The organism is Pseudomonas sp. MEJ086, from assembly GCF_030209025.1.
Lineage (GTDB): Bacteria > Pseudomonadota > Gammaproteobacteria > Pseudomonadales > Pseudomonadaceae > Aquipseudomonas > Aquipseudomonas fulva_A.
The window spans coordinates 114809-131467 of the sequence record NZ_JARVSV010000035.1 but is presented as its reverse complement, the minus strand read 5'-3'; the positions used below and the strand labels follow the sequence as shown (position 1 = coordinate 131467).

Here is a 16659-nt window from a genome sequence, read left to right as displayed (position 1 = left end):
AACGACAGCGCTGCGCGCCACACGGCTCGGCGTACCGTTACAGTCAAGGTCAAACATCCACATGGATATGCAAGCCCGTATTCGCCAGCTGTTCCAAGCCAGCATCGAAGCCAAGCACCACGCGATGGAGGTGCTGCCGCCCTTCATCGAACACGCCAGCCAGGTGATGGTTCAGGCACTGCTCAGCGAAGGCAAGATTCTCTCCTGCGGCAACGGCGGTTCCGCTGGCGATGCTCAGCACTTCTCTTCGGAACTGCTCAACCGTTTCGAACGCGAGCGCCCGAGCCTGCCTGCCATCGCACTGACCACCGACAGCTCGACGATCACCTCGATCGCCAACGACTACAGCTACAACGAAATCTTCTCCAAGCAGATTCGTGCACTGGGCCAACCTGGCGACGTGCTGCTGGCGATCTCCACCAGCGGCAATTCGGCCAACGTGATCCAGGCCATTCAGGCCGCCCACGATCGGGAAATGACCGTGGTCGCCCTGACCGGCCGCGACGGCGGCGGCATGGCCTCGCTGCTGCTCCCCGAAGATGTGGAAATTCGCGTGCCGTCCAAGGTCACGGCACGCATTCAGGAAGTCCATTTGCTGGCCATCCACTGCTTGTGCGACCTTATCGACAGTCAACTGTTTGGGAGTGAAGAATGACCCGTTCACCACTGATCTTCGCCGCCTTGGCAATCAGCCTGATCCTTGGCGGTTGCGGCAGCCGCAGCATCGGCAACAAGATCGACGACCAGTTCGTCGGCCCCGATGTCGCCAACGCCATCACCCGCGCCCACGCCGACCTGGCCAGCCCCACCTCGCACATCGTGGTGACCAGCTACAACGGCGTGATCCTGATCGCCGGGCAAACTCCGCGCTCTGAACTGAAGAGCACTGCCGAGCAGGCCGCGCGCACCGTGCAAGGCGTGCGCAAGGTACACAACGAACTGCAGGTTCAGCAGCCAAGCTCGCTGCTGGCACGCAGCAACGACTCGCTGCTGACCACCAAGATCAAGACCCAGATGCTCGCCGACAGCGGCGTTCCTGGCAGCCGTATCAAGGTCATCACCGAAAACGGCGTCGTCTACCTGCTGGGCGTGGTCAGCCGCCAGGAGGCCAACGCCGCGAGCAACGTGGTGCAGAGCACGTCGGGCGTGCAGAAGATCATCAAGCTGTTCCAGTACACCGACTGATCAGCACAGCGCCCCAACGAAAACGCCAGCCAGGCATACCCTGACTGGCGTTTTTTATATCTGGCTTTTAGGCATCAACCGGATAACGCAATGTCACGCCCGTGCCATCCATCCGGCTGCCTGGAGACGACCAGCAGGCGATTGCCCACTCCCGCCGTCGATACGATACAGCTCCCCTGCTCATCCCAGAACGCACTGCGCCCCGCTGCAGCCCAGCCTCCCGTCGGGCCACCATGATTGGCCATCAGCACCGCCATCGCGTGATGCTGTGCGTAGCCTTGCAACAGCGCGCTGTCGCGGGGATAACCGCCTTCACCGATAAGAACACTGGCCGCATACACCTGCGCGCCATGCTCAGCAGCTTGTGCGGGATGATCGCCATGGGCGAAATCGGCACACACCGACAAGGCCACCAAGTTGTCCTCAATAAGCAGTAGCGCACCACCTTGGCCTGCGATGAAAAACTGCTCTTCGCCCGCGTGCAAATATTGCTTCGTGTAGATGGCACGTGAGCCGTCAGGATGAAGAATGCAGGCAGCGATCTGCGGCTTGTCATGGCCAGCGACACGCAGCGGCAAACCGACCACGACCGTCATCGCAGCCTCTATGGCCAGGCTGCACAACGGGTCGAGCAAAGGACTGTCAGCGGTCTGCGCCAGCGCAGAGGCAAGAGCTGGCTCGTATCCGCTAAGCGATAGTTCGGGGAAGACAATCAGGGCCGCGCCCAGCTCGCGAGCGCGCCGCATGAAATCCAGATGCAGAGCAAGGTTGGCAGCGAGATCGCCAGCCTGCACCGCGCATTGAGCCGCTACCAGAATAGGTGATGCCATGAGCTTCTCCGCGAAAAGCGCCACATTAACGCAGCGCCTGCAAATGCAAAAACGAGCGGCAATAAAAAAGCCAGTCAGGTCACCCTGACTGGCTTTCTCGTAGCAGCGGCGTTAGCCCGGATCAGACACCCGAAGCCTTGGCAGCAGCCACGTCCTTGATGGACAGTTTGATGCGGCCGCGGTTGTCGACGTCCAGTACCAGCACTTCGACTTCCTGACCTTCCTTGAGGATGTCGGTGACTTTCTCGACACGCGCATCGCTGAGCATGGAGATGTGCACCAGACCGTCCTTGCCCGGCAGGATGTTGACGAAGGCACCGAAGTCGACGATGCGCTCAACCTTGCCGACGTAGATCTTGCCGATCTCGGCTTCCGCGGTGATGCCCAGAACGCGCTGACGCGCGGCCTCTGCAGCGTCCTTGGTTTCGCCGAAGATCTTGATCGAGCCATCGTCTTCGATGTCGATCGAGGCTTTGGTTTCTTCGCAGATCGCGCGGATGGTGGCGCCGCCTTTACCGATGACGTCGCGAATCTTGTCCTGGTCGATCTTCATGGCGATCATGGTTGGCGCGTTGGCCGACAGTTCGCTACGGGATTGAGCAATGACCTGATTCATCTGGCCGAGGATATTCAGGCGCGCTTCCAGGGCCTGGCCCAGAGCGATTTCCATGATCTCTTCGGTGATGCCCTGGATCTTGATGTCCATCTGCAGCGCGGTGACGCCATTGGCGGTACCGGCCACTTTGAAGTCCATGTCGCCGAGGTGATCCTCGTCGCCGAGGATGTCGGTCAGAACGGCGAATTTCTCGCCTTCCTTGACCAGACCCATGGCGATACCGGCGACCGGCGCCTTCATCGGTACACCAGCGTCCATCAACGCCAGGGAAGCACCGCAAACCGAAGCCATGGAGCTGGAACCGTTGGACTCGGTGATTTCCGAGACCACGCGAATGGTGTACGGGAACACGTCGGCAGCTGGCAGCATGGCCTGTACCGAACGACGAGCCAGACGGCCGTGGCCGATTTCACGACGACCAGTGGCGCCCATGCGGCCACACTCGCCCACCGAGTACGGCGGGAAGTTGTAGTGCAGCATGAAGGGGTCTTTACGCTCGCCTTCGAGGGTGTCCAGCAGCTGTGCGTCACGGGCGGTACCGAGGGTGGCAACGACCAGCGCCTGGGTTTCGCCGCGGGTGAACAGCGCCGAACCATGGGTCTTGTCCAGCACACCGACTTCGATGTTCAGGCCACGCACGGTACGGGTGTCACGACCATCGATACGTGGCTTGCCGTTGACGATGTTCTCGCGCACGGTGCGGTATTCGATTTCGCCGAAGGCTTCTTTCACTTCACCGGCAGAAGGCTGGCCTTCTTCACCGGAGAACTTGGCGACCACCTGATCTTTCAGCTCGCCCAGACGCGCATAACGGTCTTGCTTGATGGTGATGGTGTAAGCCTGGGAAATCGCGTCACCGAAGTCGCTACGGATAGCCGACAGCAGGGAGGTGTTTTCCGCTTTCGGCTGCCAGTCCCAAGTCGGTTTGGCGGCTTCGGCAGCCAGCTCGGTAACGGCCTGGATAACCACCTGGAATTCGTCATGGGCGAACAGCACGGCACCCAGCATCTGGTCTTCGGTCAGCTCTTTGGCTTCCGATTCGACCATCAGTACCGCGTCTTTGGTGCCGGCCACGACCATGTCCAGGCTGGAGGCCTTGAGCTGCTCGTAGTTCGGGTTCAGCAGGTAACCGGTATCCGGGTGGAAAGCGACGCGCGCAGCGCCAATCGGACCATTGAACGGAATACCGGAGATTGCCAGGGCAGCCGACGTACCGATCATCGCAGCGATGTCCGGATCGGTTTTCTTGCTGGTGGAAATCACGGTGCAGATGACCTGCACTTCGTTCTGGAAGCCTTCCGGGAACAGCGGACGGATCGGGCGATCGATCAGACGCGAGGTCAGGGTTTCTTTCTCGCTCGGGCGCGCTTCACGCTTGAAGAAGCCACCCGGGATCTTGCCGGCAGCGTAGGTTTTTTCCTGGTAGTGCACGGACAGGGGGAAAAAGCCTTTGCTCGGGTCGGCAGATTTGGCGCCGGTTACGGCGACCAGTACGGCGACGTCGTCGTCAACGGTGACCAGCACTGCGCCGGAGGCTTGACGGGCGATACGGCCAGTCTCGAGGGTAACGGTCGACTGACCGAATTGGAATTTCTTGATTACCGGGTTCACGGTGTTTTCCTTCTCTCTGTTGCCTTTGGGGAAACGGTTTCTTGCGAATTCGTGGGCAGTCGCTTCGGGAATCGGCCCGGCGCTGTCCAAAATGGCTGAAGCCATAAAACGGGTGAAGCATAAACGCAAAAGCTGGAAGCGGGGCGAGCCCACTTCCAGCTTTTGCGGTCAACGGCGCATAAGCATTGCTTAGCGACGCAGACCCAGGCGACCGATCAGGGCGCTGTAACGGCTGGTGTCTTTACCCTTCAGGTAATCCAGCAGCTTACGACGCTGGTTGACCATACGGATCAGGCCACGACGCGAGTGGTGGTCTTTGCCGTTGGCCTTGAAGTGGCCTTGCAGCTTGTTGATGTTAGCGGACAGCAGAGCAACCTGAACTTCCGGGCTACCGGTGTCGCCTTCGGCTTGCTTGTAGTCGTTAACGATCTGAGCTTTTTCTTCAACGCTGAGTGCCATGTGGGCATCCTCTCATCTGGAGATTGTCGTGAACGACAGTCTCAATAGGCCGGGAATCGCTTCCCGTGTTTTTAAAGGAGCAATGACCGTGCCTATTGACAGCCACCCTCGATACGAGCCGTTTGAGCGACTCGCCACGGTCATGCAGACCGAATCAGACGACGCGGCGCAATGCGCCCGTCTTCGCTCACTTCACCGATACCGATGAAGCGACCGTTGTGATCTTGTACCCGCACCATGCCGAACTTCGGCGCGTCCGACGCACGGACGGGCTGCCCTTGCAGCCAATAGAACGAGCTGTGCTCCGAGAAGCTCAGCAGCGGCCAATGTTCGAGGCCACTGTCCACCGGTTGCAGGAAGCGATCGACCGCTTCGTTGCCACCTTCGGCATGCACACGCTCGAGCTCTTCGAGGCTGACCGTCTGCACCAGACCGAACGGACCGGCCTTGACGCGACGCAGCTCCGCGACGTGAGCTCCACACCCCAGCAACTGACCGATGTCCTCGACCAGGGTACGGATATAGGTCCCTTTGCTGCAGTCGACCGCCAGGCTCGCCTTGTCGGCGGCACAGTCGAGCAACTCCAGGCGCGCAATAGTAACAGAACGCGCCTCGCGCTCCACTACTTCTCCTGCCCGCGCCAGCTTGTAAAGCGGCTGGCCGTCGCGCTTGAGTGCCGAGTACATCGGCGGGACCTGGCTGATGTCGCCACGAAAACGCGGTAACAGCGCCTCGATATCGGCCGCCGCGACATTCACGTCACGACGCTCGAGCACCTCACCCTCGGCATCGGCCGTGGTGGTGGTGACGCCAAGCTGCATGACCGTCTCGTAACCCTTGTCGGCATCGAGCAGGTACTGGGAGAACTTGGTCGCCTCGCCGAAGCACAGCGGCAGCACACCAGTCGCCAATGGATCGAGGCTGCCGGTATGCCCGGCCTTCTCGGCATTGAGCAGCCAGCGCACCTTCTGCAGTGCAGCGTTGGAGCTGAAGCCCTTGGGCTTGTCGAGCAGGATGATGCCGTCGACCTTGCGACGAATACGTTTTACCTGAGCCACGCAGTTACTCCTTGGCGTCGGTATCGGTGTCGCCGTGCTTGCTGTCCTCGGTCACCGCACGCTCGATGAGCGCCGACAGCTGAGCACCGCGAATCACGCTCTCATCGTAGTGAAAGCGCAGGTTCGGCACGCTACGCAGCTTCATCGCCTTGCCCAACTGCATGCGCAGGAAACCACTGGCGTCGTTGAGCACCTTGAGGCTCTGCACGATAGGGTCGACACCTTCTTGCGGCTCGGCGCCCATGATGGTGACGAACACCTTGGCATGGCTGGCGTCGCGGCTGACGTCGACCGCCGTGACGGTTACCAGGCCACCCAGGCGCGGGTCTTTGACTTCGGTGCGAATCAGCTGCGCCAACTCGCGTTGAATCTGGTCGCCGATGCGCTGGGCACGGCTATAGTCTTTTGCCATCTTTGCTACCTTCCACTCGCCTCGACGCCTGAAAAAGCATCGGACTCAAAAGCGGCAAACGCCCGGCCGCGCGAATGCGGGGCCGGGCGTTGCGTGTTGCGACTCGCGATTACAGGCTGCGAGCCACCTGGACTTTCTCGAACACTTCGATCTTGTCGCCGACCTTGACGTCGTTATAGCTCTTCACAGCGATACCGCACTCCATGCCGTTACGCACTTCGGCCATATCGTCCTTGAAGCGACGCAGGGATTCCAGCTCGCCTTCGAAGATCACCACGTCGTCGCGCAATACGCGGATCGGACGATTACGGTAAACGGTACCTTCGACCACCATACAACCGGCGACCGCACCGAACTTCGGCGAACGGAACACGTCACGGACTTCGGCGATACCGAGGATGTTCTCGCGAACGTCACTGCCGAGCATACCGGTGAGCGCCTTCTTGACGTCCTCGATGATGTCGTAGATGACGTTGTAGTAACGCATGTCCAGACCTTCCTGCTCGACGATCTTCCGAGCGCCCGCATCGGCACGCACGTTGAAACCGAACAGTACGGCGTTGGAAGCCAGTGCCAGGTTGGCGTCGGACTCGGTGATACCACCCACCCCGCCACCGACGACACGCACTTGCACTTCGTCGTTACCCAGACCGCCGAGCGAACCCTGCAGCGCTTCCAGCGAGCCACGGACGTCGGACTTGAGGACGATATTGAGCGTCTTCTTCTCCTCCTGACCCATGTTCTCGAAGATGTTCTCCAGCTTGCCAGCATGGGCACGCGCCAGCTTCACTTCGCGGAACTTGCCCTGACGGAACAGCGCAACTTCACGCGCTTTCTTCTCGTCAGCGACGACAGTCATGTCGTCACCGGCTTCCGGTGTACCGTCGAGACCGAGGATCTCGACTGGAATCGCCGGACCAGCTTCCTTGATCGGCTTGCCGTTCTCGTCGAGCATGGCGCGGATGCGACCATAGTTCGAACCGACCAGCACCATGTCGCCCTGACGCAGCGTGCCGTCCTGGACGAGTACGGTAGCGACCGGACCACGGCCCTTGTCCAGACGGGACTCGACCACCACACCGCGGCCTGGGGCCGACGGGGTTGCCTTGAGTTCCAGAACTTCGGCCTGCAGCAGAACAGCCTCGAGCAACTCGTCAACACCGGTACCGACCTTGGCCGAAACAGGTACGAACGGCGTGTCACCGCCCCACTCTTCCGACGTCACCCCATGCACCGACAGTTCGCTACGGATGCGATCGAGATCGGCGCCCGGCTTGTCGATCTTGTTCACGGCGACAACCAGCGGTACACCGGCAGCCACGGCGTGCTGGACGGCTTCGATGGTCTGCGGCATCACGCCGTCGTCCGCCGCAACCACCAGGATCACGATATCGGTAGCCTTGGCACCACGGGCACGCATCGCGGTAAACGCGGCGTGACCCGGGGTATCGAGGAAGGTAACCATGCCGCGCTCGGTTTCCACGTGGTAGGCGCCGATGTGCTGGGTGATACCACCCGCTTCACCGGAAGCAACCTTGGCGCGACGGATGTAGTCGAGCAGCGAGGTCTTACCATGGTCGACGTGACCCATGACGGTCACCACTGGAGCGCGAGAGAACGTTTCACCCTCGAACTTCAGGGACTCGGCCAGGGAGTCTTCCAACGCGGTATCGCTGACCAGGGTCACTTTGTGGCCCAGTTCTTCAGCAACCAGCTGGGCAGTTTCCTGATCCAGAACCTGGTTGATGGTCGCCGGCGTACCCAGCTTGAACATGAACTTGATGATTTCAGCAGCCTTGACCGACATCTGCTGAGCGAGATCGCCCACGGTGATGGTCTCGCCGATCTTCACTTCGCGCACGATAGGGCCGGTTGGGCTCTGGAAACCGTGGGCGTTGCGCTTCTTCAGCTTGGCCTTGCCACGGCCACCACGACGGAAGCCATCGCTTTCTTCGTCGGTGGTACGCGGAGCGACACGTGGAGCAGGCGCCTTTTCCTTGACGGTCGGGCGATGCTGGGTGGTCTTGCGATCACCGCCACGGCGATCAGCGTCGTCGTTACGGGCTTTGTCAGGGCGACGCGGCTCGTCCTTCTTGCGCTCATCGGCAGCAGGGGCTGCGACAGGGGCAATGGTCGGCGTCGGCGCAACGGCTTCAACCACAGGCGCCTGCTCGGCGGCTGGCGAAGACGTCTGGCGCTTGGCCTCTTCTTCTGCCTTGCGCTTGGCTTCTTCCTCGGCCTTCAGGCGAACGGCTTCCGCCGCGGCGCGCTGCTCGTCGAGCGCACGCTGCTTCTCGGCTTCGATCTCTTCGTTGCTGCGCTCGACGAAGGTCTTCTTCTTGCGCACTTCAACACTGATGGTCTTGCTGCCAGCGACCCGCAGGGTGCTGGTGGTTTTGCGCTGCAAGGTAATCTTGCGCGGCGCGTCGGCTTTCTTCTCGCCGTGGCTGCTCTTCAGATGAGCAAGCAGGGCCTGCTTCTCGTTATCGGTGACAACTTGCTCGGCACTGCTGTGCGGCAAACCCGCCTCTCGCATCTGCTGCAGCAGGCGCTCTACCGGTGTGTCGACCACTTGGGCCAGTTCTTTCACCGTGACTTGCGTCATGCACTTCTCTCCTCAGGCCGTAAAACTTACTCGAACCAGTGGGCTCGGGCGGCCATGATCAGCTTGCCGGCACGCTCTTCGTCGATGCCGTCGATGTCGAGCAGGTCGTCAATAGACTGCTCGGCCAGGTCTTCGCGGGTAACCACACCGCGCACTGCCAGTTCCTGCGCCAGGCCTTTGTCCATACCCTCGACTTCGAGGAGGTCTTCGGCCGGCTGGGCGTCTGCCAGCTTTTCTTCTGTGGCGATGGCTTTGGTCAGCAAACGATCCTTCGCTCGCGAGCGCAGTTCGTTGACGATTTCTTCGTCGAAACCATCGATGCTGAGCATCTCTTCCATCGGCACGTAAGCGATTTCTTCCAGGCTGGTGAAGCCTTCTTCGACCAGCACCTGGGCCAGCTCTTCGTCGACTTCCAACTCGTCGATGAAGCTCTGCAGGATGTCGCCGGTCTCGGCCTGCTGCTTGGCCTGAATGTCCGCTTCGGTCATCACGTTCAGCGTCCAGCCGGTCAGTTGGCTGGCCAGGCGTACGTTCTGACCACCACGGCCAATCGCTTGCGCCAGGTTGTCTTCGCCAACGGCGATGTCCATGGCGTGAGCGTCTTCGTCAACGATGATCGCCGCGACTTCGGCCGGCGACATGGCGTTGATGACGAACTGCGCAGGGTTGTCGTCCCACAGCACGATGTCCACGCGCTCACCGACCAACTCGCCGGAAACCGCTTGCACACGCGAACCGCGCATACCGATGCAGGCACCCTGCGGGTCGATACGCTTGTCCTTGGAACGCACCGCGATCTTGGCTCGCGAGCCCGGATCACGAGAAGCAGCCTTGACCTCGATGAGGCCTTCGGCGATTTCCGGCACTTCGATGCGGAACAGCTCGATCAGCATTTCCGGCGCGGTACGCGACAGAATCAGCTGAGGGCCGCGGTTCTCGGTGCGGATTTCCTTGAGCAGGGCACGCAAGCGCACGCCGACTCGGAAAGTTTCACGCGGGATGATGTCTTCGCGAGCCAGCAACGCTTCAGCGTTGGCACCCAGATCGACGATGACATTGTCACGGGTGACCTTTTTCACGGTGCCGGCGATGATCTCGCCAAGACGCTCGCGATAGGCTTCGACGACCTGGGCACGCTCGGCCTCGCGCACTTTCTGCACGATGACCTGCTTGGCGGTCTGCGCAGCGATGCGCCCGAACTCGATGGACTCGATCTTTTCTTCGAGTACATCACCGACCTTGGCATTCGCCTCGACAGCACGCGGCATGTCGGTGGTCACCTGATGCGCGGGATCGTCGAAGTGTTCTTCCTCGACAACGGTCCAGCAACGGAAGGTCTCATAGCTGCCACTCTGGCGATTGATCGCCACGCGCAGTTCGACTTCATCTTCAAAACGTTTCTTGGTCGCTGTGGCCAGCGCCAACTCGAGCGCCTCGAAAATCACAGCGGCCGGTACGCCCTTTTCATTGGATACCGACTCAACAACCAGCAGTACTTCTTTGCTCATCGTACGCCTCGCCTTTCGCAATCCATTGGGATCCACGCATTCCGCGAATCCCGCGGGATCCGTGTCTCAATCAAACCGGGGGATAATGTTGGCCTTGTCGATCAGATCGATCGGCAAAAGGAACTCGTGGTCATCCACCTGCACCACCACGTCTTCCTCCTCCACACCGCGGAGCAGACCCTGAAAGTTGCGGCGCCCTTCGAACGGCGAGCGCAACTTGATTTTTACCTGCTCGCCGGCGTGACTGGCGAACTGCGCCAACGTGAACAGCGGTCGATCCATGCCTGGCGACGAGACCTCGAGGGTGTACTCCGCCGCAATGGGATCCTCGACATCGAGAACACCGCTGATCTGCCGACTGACTTTCTCGCAATCGTCGATGAGAACGCCATTGGCATGATCGATGTAGATACGCAGCAGCGAATGCCGCCCCTGAGACAGGAACTCGATACCCCAGCACTCGTAGCCAAGCGCTTCGACTACCGGGGCCACCAAGGCCTGCAACTGTTCTAGCTTGCTCGACACCCGAACCCCTCGCGCATGCTGTGCAAATGAAAAATGGGCGAAACGCCCATCCATAAAACCGTCCGTGCGACGGCAAATCTGTCAACCAGCTAGCAAAAAGCCCCTTGAAAGGGGCTCCGCTACAACTGGATGCGGGTGCTGGAGTTAACCAGCGACTTTCGGGCGACGAGCCCGACGAGCTACCGGACTGCTCCATCCCGCTTCAAAACTGGGAGCGGATTATACGGCTGAACCGCCCCGCGGGTCAACCAACCCCCAGAAACAGAAAAGCCCGCATGCTGCGGGCTCTTCTGTTCAATTGGTACCGAGAAGGGGACTCGAACCCCTACAGCCTATGGCCACTACCACCTCAAGGTAGCGTGTCTACCAATTCCACCACCTCGGCAAATTAACGCTTACTGCTCTTCAGGGGTTTGAGGTACGTCTTGCTGCCCCGAAGCTGGCGCTTGTTGTTGCTCAAGCACCGGTACATCTTCTGCTGCAGGCTTGCTTTCCTGCGGCACTTCCATCACTGCCGGATCAGGCAGACCAGCCTGGCCAAGCGTATCAGACTTTTGATTAGCAAAGTAAGCTAAACCCAAGCTGGTAATGAAAAAAGCGGTGGCGAGTATAGCAGTAACTCGACTCAGAAAGGTAGTAGTTCCTTGACTACCGAAAACGGTATTCGAAGCACCAGCACCAAACGAAGCACCTGCATCGGCACCTTTACCCTGCTGCAGCAGAACCAGCACAACCACACCGATCGCGCCCAGCAGATGAAGAACCACAACGACTGTTTCCAGCATATTCTTAGTTTCCTGCAGCGCGACAGATCGCACCGAACTCATCCGCATTCAGAGAGGCTCCACCCACAAGCCCCCCATCGATATCTGGCATGCCGAAAAGCTCGGCTGCATTGGCGGCCTTGACACTGCCGCCATAAAGAATTCTCAAAGCACCCGCCACATCCGCATCTTTGCCAGCGACCCGAGCACGAATCGCCGCATGCACGTCCTGCGCCTGCTCGGGCGACGCCGTCAGCCCGGTACCAATAGCCCAGACCGGCTCGTACGCCACCACGGCACTCGAAAGCACCGCGACACCCAGCGCATCCATCACGCTGTCGAGCTGACGCCCTACGACCGCAAGCGTCTCACCCGCTTCGCGCTGCTCGAGGGTTTCCCCCACACACAGAACCGGAACGAGCCCGGCAACCTGGGCCGCCGCGAACTTGCGCACCACCTGCTCCTCGCTATCACCCAGAATCAGGCGACGCTCGGAATGGCCGATCAGCACGAGCTTGCAACCGGCATCGCGCAATTGCTCGCTCGACACCTCTCCGGTCAACGCACCCTGCCCCGCCTCGACTGCACAGTCTTGCGCGCCAATCGACACGGCAACACCAGCCAATCCCTCGACAACCTGACCGAGATGAACACTGACAGGGAACACGGCAACATCGACATCGGCAGGCAACACCTGCCGATTCAGACCATCGATCAGCTCTGCGACACTGGCGCGGGTACCGTGCATTTTCCAGTTACCAGCAACCATTGAGCGGCGCATGCTTTACCTCGTTGGTCAAAGAGGGCGCAGATGTTACCCAACCGATTGTGGACTGGCAAGCCGAATCAGACACAGACTCGAGAGACAACCTCAGCCAATTCATTGGCATAGGCTCGTACCTGAGTTTCGTCCTCACCCTCCACCATCACCCGCACCAGCGGCTCGGTACCGGATTTGCGCAGCAACACCCGGCCGCGCCCGGCCATGCGCTCCGTCACGCTGTCGCTGGCAGCCTGGACGTCGGGATGTTTGAGCGGGTCGACACCACCTCCGAAACGCACGTTGACCAGCACTTGCGGACACTTGCGCAGGCCCTGACGCGCCTCGGCAAGGCTCTGCCCACGTCGACGGATGGCGAGCAGTACCTGCAGCGCCGCGACGATCGCATCCCCCGTGGTGACGTGCTGGAAGCACACCAGATGCCCAGAGTTCTCGCCACCCAGCTGCCAGCCGCGCTCCAGAAGCTCGGCGATCACGTAACGGTCACCCACATTGGCGCGCACGAAGGGAATCTGCAGTTCGTCGAGGGCCAGTTCGAGGCCCAGGTTGCTCATCAGGGTGCCGACCACCCCACCCTGCAGCTTGCCACGCGCCTGCAGATCACGAGCGATGATGAACAGCAGTTCGTCACCGTCCACCACAGCCCCGGTGTGATCGACCATCAGCACCCGATCGGCGTCGCCATCGAAGGCGATACCCAGATCCGCCTGGCGCGACACGACCTCGGCCTGCAGGTTTTCGACATGGGTCGAGCCGCAATCGGCGTTGATGTTCAGGCCGTTGGGCTGAGCGGAAAGCACCGAAACTTCGGCACCGAGCTCCTGGAACACGGCGGGCGCGACCTTGTAGGCCGCACCATGGGCACAATCGAGAACGATCTTGAGGCCAGCGAAGTCGGTACTGGTCGGCACACTGCTCTTGCAGAATTCGATGTAGCGCCCCGCGGCGTCATTGATCCGCGATACCTTGCCGAGCTGTTCGGACTCGACCACCGTCATCGGCGCATCGAGCAGCTCTTCGATCATCAGCTCGACCTCGTCAGGCAGTTTGGTGCCCTGCCCGGAGAAGAACTTGATGCCGTTGTCGTGGTGCGGGTTGTGCGATGCACTGATGACGATGCCCGCCTCGGCATGGAAGGTACGCGTCAGGTAGGCGATCGCCGGCGTCGGCATCGGCCCGAGCAGCATGACGTCAGCACCTGCAGCAGACAGACCTGCCTCCAGGGCCGACTCGAACATGTAGCCGGAGATGCGCGTATCCTTGCCGATCAGAATCCGGCACTTGCCCTGCTTGCGAAAGGCCATGCCCGCGGCCCAGCCGAGCTTGAGCATGAAGTCGGGGGTAATGGGATAGTGACCGACGCGCCCACGAATACCGTCGGTGCCAAAATACTTGCGACTCAAAACGACAACTCCCTTTTTCTGATTACTGCGCCGCTTCGACTGCGGCGACCATGCGCACCACATCGACGGTTTCCGCCACGTCGTGAACGCGTAAAATGCTCGCACCCTTGGCAACGGCCAACGCCGCCAGGGCCAGACTGCCATACAGGCGCCCGTCGACCTCGCGACCCAACACAGCGCCAATCATACTCTTGCGTGAAACGCCTACCAGTAGCGGCAGACCAAAAGCCTGCAACGCCGGCATACGGCGGAACAGGCTGAGGTTGTGCTCGAGGGTCTTGGCAAAACCGAAACCCGGATCCAGAACGATGCGCTGCGCAGGTATGCCCGCCGCTTCGCAGACGGCCAGCCGCTCGCGCAGAAAGTCCGCCACGGCATCCAGTACATCCTCGTACTGCGGGCTCTGCTGCATGGTCGTGGGTTCGCCACGCATGTGCATCAGGCAAACCGGCAGGCCACTGTCAGCAGCCGCCTGAAGCGCACCGTCACGCTGTAGCGAGCGCACGTCGTTGATCAGTCCGGCACCCAGCCTGGCCGACTCGCGAATGACTTCCGGCGTCGAGGTGTCGACGGAGACGATCACGTCCAGCTCAGCGGCAATGGCTTCCACCATGGGTGCCACGCGCGCGAGCTCCTGCTCCACGGACACGGGATCGGCGCCCGGCCGAGTGGACTCACCGCCAACATCGATCAGCGTCGCCCCGGCCAGCACCATGCTTTCGGCATGGCGCAACGCCGCGTCGCGCATGGCGAAGCGGCCACCGTCGGAGAACGAATCGGGGGTTACGTTGAGGATCCCCATCACTTGGGGACGGGTCAAATCAAGAAACCGGCTGCCACAAGGCAGCCGGTTCCGGGGTATTGCATGGGACATGAAAAGCCTTACAGCTCGGCAGCAGGACCGCCGATTGGTTTTTCGGGACGATCAGCCTCATCCGACTTGGCTATCGGCGTACCGGTATCGTTACCGCCACCCGTCCAGTCACGTGGCTCGCGCGGCGTGCGACCGCTCATGATGTCGTCGATCTGATCGGCATCGATGGTCTCGTACTTCATCAGTGCTTCGGCCATGGCGTCGAGCTTGTCGCGATTCTCTTCGAGCAGGCGCTTGGCCGTGTCGTAGCAATGGTCGATGATGCTGCGCACCTCGAGATCGATGAGCTTGGCAGTTTCGCCAGAGATGTTGCTGCTCTGACCGCTGCCACCACGGCCCAGGAACACTTCACCCTCTTCCTCGGCATACAGCAGCGGGCCGAGCTTCTCGGACAGGCCCCACTTGGTGACCATGTTCCGGGCGATCTGGCTGGCGCGCATGATGTCGTTGGACGCGCCAGTGGTTACACCGTCGAAGCCCAAGGTCATTTCTTCCGCGATACGGCCGCCGTACAGCGAGCAGATCTGGCTGATCAGCGCGCGCTTGGAAAGGCTGTAGCGATCCTCTTCCGGCAGGAACATGGTCACGCCCAGGGCGCGGCCACGGGGAATGATCGACACTTTGTAAACCGGGTCATGCTCGGGCACCAGACGACCGACGATGGCGTGACCCGCCTCGTGGAACGCCGTGTTGAGCTTCTCCTTGTCCGACATGACCATGGTCTTGCGCTCGGCGCCCATCATGATCTTGTCTTTGGCCAGTTCGAACTCTTTCATCTCGACGACGCGCTTGCCGGAGCGAGCGGCGAACAGCGATGCCTCGTTGACCAGGTTGGCCAGATCGGCACCGGAGAAGCCAGGCGTACCACGGGCAATGACCGCAGCCTTGACGTCTTCGCCCATCGGCACCTTGCGCATGTGCACGTTGAGGATCTGCTCACGACCACGGATGTCCGGCAGACCGACGACCACCTGACGGTCGAAGCGGCCCGGGCGCAGCAGCGCAGGATCGAGCACGTCCGGACGGTTGGTCGCGGCGATGACGATGATGCCATCGTTCATTTCGAAGCCGTCCATCTCTACCAGCAACTGGTTGAGGGTCTGCTCGCGCTCGTCGTGACCACCACCCATGCCGGCGCCACGATGGCGACCAACGGCGTCGATCTCGTCGATGAAGATGATGCAGGGCGCGTGTTTCTTGGCTTGCTCGAACATGTCACGCACACGGGAGGCGCCGACACCCACGAACATTTCCACGAAGTCGGAACCGGAAATGGTGAAGAACGGCACCTTGGCTTCGCCGGCAACGGCCTTGGCCAGCAGGGTCTTACCAGTACCCGGGGAGCCGACCATCAGCACGCCGCGAGGGATACGGCCGCCGAGGCGCTGGAACTTGCCCGGATCACGCAGGAACTCGACCAGCTCGCTGACTTCTTCCTTGGCCTCGTCGCAGCCCGCGACGTCGGCGAAGGTGGTCTTGACCTGGTCTTCGGAGAGCAGGCGCGCCTTGCTCTTGCCGAAACTCATCGGCCCGCCCTTGCCGCCTGCACCGCCCTGCATCTGGCGCATGAAGAACATGAACACCGCGATGATCACCAGAATCGGGAAGCTGGCGACCAGCAACTGGGTCCAGATGCTCTGCTGTTCAGGCTGCTTGCCAACGATCTCGACGTTGTTGTCCATCAGATCCTTGATCAGGCCATTGTCCTGGATCGCCGGGCGCACGGTTTCGAACGACGTGCCGTCGGAACGCATGCCGCTGATGATGTAGCCATCGACGGTTACGCGCTTGACCCCACCATCCTGAACCTGCTGGATGAACTCCGAGTAATTGAGCTTGTTCGTCTCGCTCGGGCTGGAGAAATTGTTCATCACCGTAACCAGGACGGCGGCGATGATCAGCCACAGGATCAGATTCTTTGCCATGTCGTTCAATTAGCTACCCTCTGAAGCAGGCCCCTTGCCGAAGCGTGCTTCGCATGACGACCAGTTATATACCGATCTAACTTACTACAAACGCTCGCTCGTG

General features: G+C 60.8%; 15 protein-coding genes and 2 tRNA genes. 2 read left to right on the top strand and 15 right to left on the bottom strand.

What is annotated here, in order from left to right; translation table 11 throughout:
* Positions 1 to 61: 61 nt before the first annotated feature.
* Positions 62 to 655 (top strand): phosphoheptose isomerase, encoded by a 594-nt coding sequence (locus QRN22_RS21840; RefSeq protein WP_042554905.1) that lies wholly within the window; start codon positions 62 to 64, stop codon positions 653 to 655.
* Positions 652 to 1185: a BON domain-containing protein gene (locus QRN22_RS21835; RefSeq protein WP_042554904.1), complete on the top strand. Its 534-nt coding sequence runs from the start codon at positions 652 to 654 to the stop codon at positions 1183 to 1185. The genes QRN22_RS21840 and QRN22_RS21835 overlap by 4 nt, the downstream gene beginning before the upstream one ends.
* Positions 1186 to 1259: 74 nt before the next feature.
* Here QRN22_RS21835 and QRN22_RS21830 read toward each other — a convergent pair whose 3' ends face one another.
* The 15 genes from QRN22_RS21830 to ftsH form a co-directional block, all read right to left on the bottom strand.
* Positions 1260 to 2015 carry a carbon-nitrogen hydrolase family protein gene (locus QRN22_RS21830; protein WP_042554988.1) on the bottom strand — a complete coding sequence of 252 codons (756 nt, stop codon included), beginning with the start codon at positions 2013 to 2015 and terminating at the stop codon, positions 1260 to 1262.
* A 121-nt stretch (positions 2016 to 2136) separates the two neighbouring features.
* Positions 2137 to 4242 carry a polyribonucleotide nucleotidyltransferase gene (pnp, locus tag QRN22_RS21825; protein ID WP_042554903.1) on the bottom strand — a complete coding sequence of 702 codons (2106 nt, stop codon included), beginning with the start codon at positions 4240 to 4242 and terminating at the stop codon, positions 2137 to 2139.
* A 189-nt stretch (positions 4243 to 4431) separates the two neighbouring features.
* On the bottom strand, positions 4432 to 4701 hold the full coding sequence (gene rpsO / locus QRN22_RS21820; protein WP_042554902.1) for a 30S ribosomal protein S15: 270 nt from the start codon (positions 4699 to 4701) through the stop codon (positions 4432 to 4434).
* Between the two features lie 140 nt (positions 4702 to 4841).
* Positions 4842 to 5759, bottom strand: coding sequence for a tRNA pseudouridine(55) synthase TruB (gene truB, locus QRN22_RS21815; protein ID WP_042554901.1), 918 nt, complete (start codon positions 5757 to 5759; stop codon positions 4842 to 4844).
* A gap of 4 nt (positions 5760 to 5763) precedes the next feature.
* Positions 5764 to 6171 (bottom strand): 30S ribosome-binding factor RbfA, encoded by a 408-nt coding sequence (rbfA, locus tag QRN22_RS21810; RefSeq protein ID WP_042554900.1) that lies wholly within the window; start codon positions 6169 to 6171, stop codon positions 5764 to 5766.
* A 109-nt stretch (positions 6172 to 6280) separates the two neighbouring features.
* Entirely contained in the window at positions 6281 to 8776 is a 2496-nt protein-coding gene (gene infB / locus QRN22_RS21805; RefSeq protein ID WP_042554899.1) for a translation initiation factor IF-2, read from the bottom strand.
* A 26-nt stretch (positions 8777 to 8802) separates the two neighbouring features.
* Positions 8803 to 10284, bottom strand: a complete 1482-nt coding sequence (gene nusA / locus QRN22_RS21800; RefSeq protein ID WP_042554898.1) for a transcription termination factor NusA — start codon at positions 10282 to 10284, stop codon at positions 8803 to 8805.
* Positions 10285 to 10350: 66 nt separating this feature from the next.
* Complete coding sequence (gene rimP / locus QRN22_RS21795; protein ID WP_042554897.1) at positions 10351 to 10809, bottom strand: ribosome maturation factor RimP; 459 nt, start codon at positions 10807 to 10809, stop codon at positions 10351 to 10353.
* A gap of 126 nt (positions 10810 to 10935) precedes the next feature.
* Positions 10936 to 11011 (bottom strand) — tRNA-Thr (locus QRN22_RS21790).
* Positions 11012 to 11108: 97 nt separating this feature from the next.
* Positions 11109 to 11194 (bottom strand) — tRNA-Leu (locus QRN22_RS21785).
* 10 nt (positions 11195 to 11204) lie between these two features.
* Positions 11205 to 11594 (bottom strand): preprotein translocase subunit SecG, encoded by a 390-nt coding sequence (secG, locus tag QRN22_RS21780; RefSeq protein ID WP_042554896.1) that lies wholly within the window; start codon positions 11592 to 11594, stop codon positions 11205 to 11207.
* A 4-nt stretch (positions 11595 to 11598) separates the two neighbouring features.
* Entirely contained in the window at positions 11599 to 12354 is a 756-nt protein-coding gene (gene tpiA / locus QRN22_RS21775) for a triose-phosphate isomerase (protein ID WP_042554895.1), read from the bottom strand.
* Positions 12355 to 12419: 65 nt separating this feature from the next.
* Positions 12420 to 13757, bottom strand: a complete 1338-nt coding sequence (gene glmM, locus QRN22_RS21770; protein WP_042554894.1) for a phosphoglucosamine mutase — start codon at positions 13755 to 13757, stop codon at positions 12420 to 12422.
* A 22-nt stretch (positions 13758 to 13779) separates the two neighbouring features.
* A complete protein-coding gene (gene folP / locus QRN22_RS21765) occupies positions 13780 to 14631 on the bottom strand; it encodes a dihydropteroate synthase (protein WP_082045829.1) in 852 nt (283 codons plus the stop codon).
* A gap of 8 nt (positions 14632 to 14639) precedes the next feature.
* Positions 14640 to 16556: an ATP-dependent zinc metalloprotease FtsH gene (ftsH, locus tag QRN22_RS21760; protein WP_042554892.1), complete on the bottom strand. Its 1917-nt coding sequence runs from the start codon at positions 16554 to 16556 to the stop codon at positions 14640 to 14642.
* Positions 16557 to 16659 lie beyond the last annotated feature (103 nt).

Bases quoted from the DNA above. Each gene is read 5' to 3' on its own strand.
- QRN22_RS21840 (WP_042554905.1), top strand. From the start codon at position 62: ATGGATATGCAAGCCCGTATTCGCCAGCTGTTCCAAGCCAGCATCGAA.
- QRN22_RS21835 (WP_042554904.1), top strand. From the start codon at position 652: ATGACCCGTTCACCACTGATCTTCGCCGCCTTGGCAATCAGCCTGATC.
- QRN22_RS21830 (WP_042554988.1), bottom strand. From the start codon at position 2,015: ATGGCATCACCTATTCTGGTAGCGGCTCAATGCGCGGTGCAGGCTGGC.
- rpsO (WP_042554902.1), bottom strand. From the start codon at position 4,701: ATGGCACTCAGCGTTGAAGAAAAAGCTCAGATCGTTAACGACTACAAG.
- rbfA (WP_042554900.1), bottom strand. From the start codon at position 6,171: ATGGCAAAAGACTATAGCCGTGCCCAGCGCATCGGCGACCAGATTCAA.
- infB (WP_042554899.1), bottom strand. From the start codon at position 8,776: ATGACGCAAGTCACGGTGAAAGAACTGGCCCAAGTGGTCGACACACCG.
- nusA (WP_042554898.1), bottom strand. From the start codon at position 10,284: ATGAGCAAAGAAGTACTGCTGGTTGTTGAGTCGGTATCCAATGAAAAG.
- secG (WP_042554896.1), bottom strand. From the start codon at position 11,594: ATGCTGGAAACAGTCGTTGTGGTTCTTCATCTGCTGGGCGCGATCGGT.
- tpiA (WP_042554895.1), bottom strand. From the start codon at position 12,354: ATGCGCCGCTCAATGGTTGCTGGTAACTGGAAAATGCACGGTACCCGC.
- folP (WP_082045829.1), bottom strand. From the start codon at position 14,631: ATGTCCCATGCAATACCCCGGAACCGGCTGCCTTGTGGCAGCCGGTTT.
- ftsH (WP_042554892.1), bottom strand. From the start codon at position 16,556: ATGGCAAAGAATCTGATCCTGTGGCTGATCATCGCCGCCGTCCTGGTT.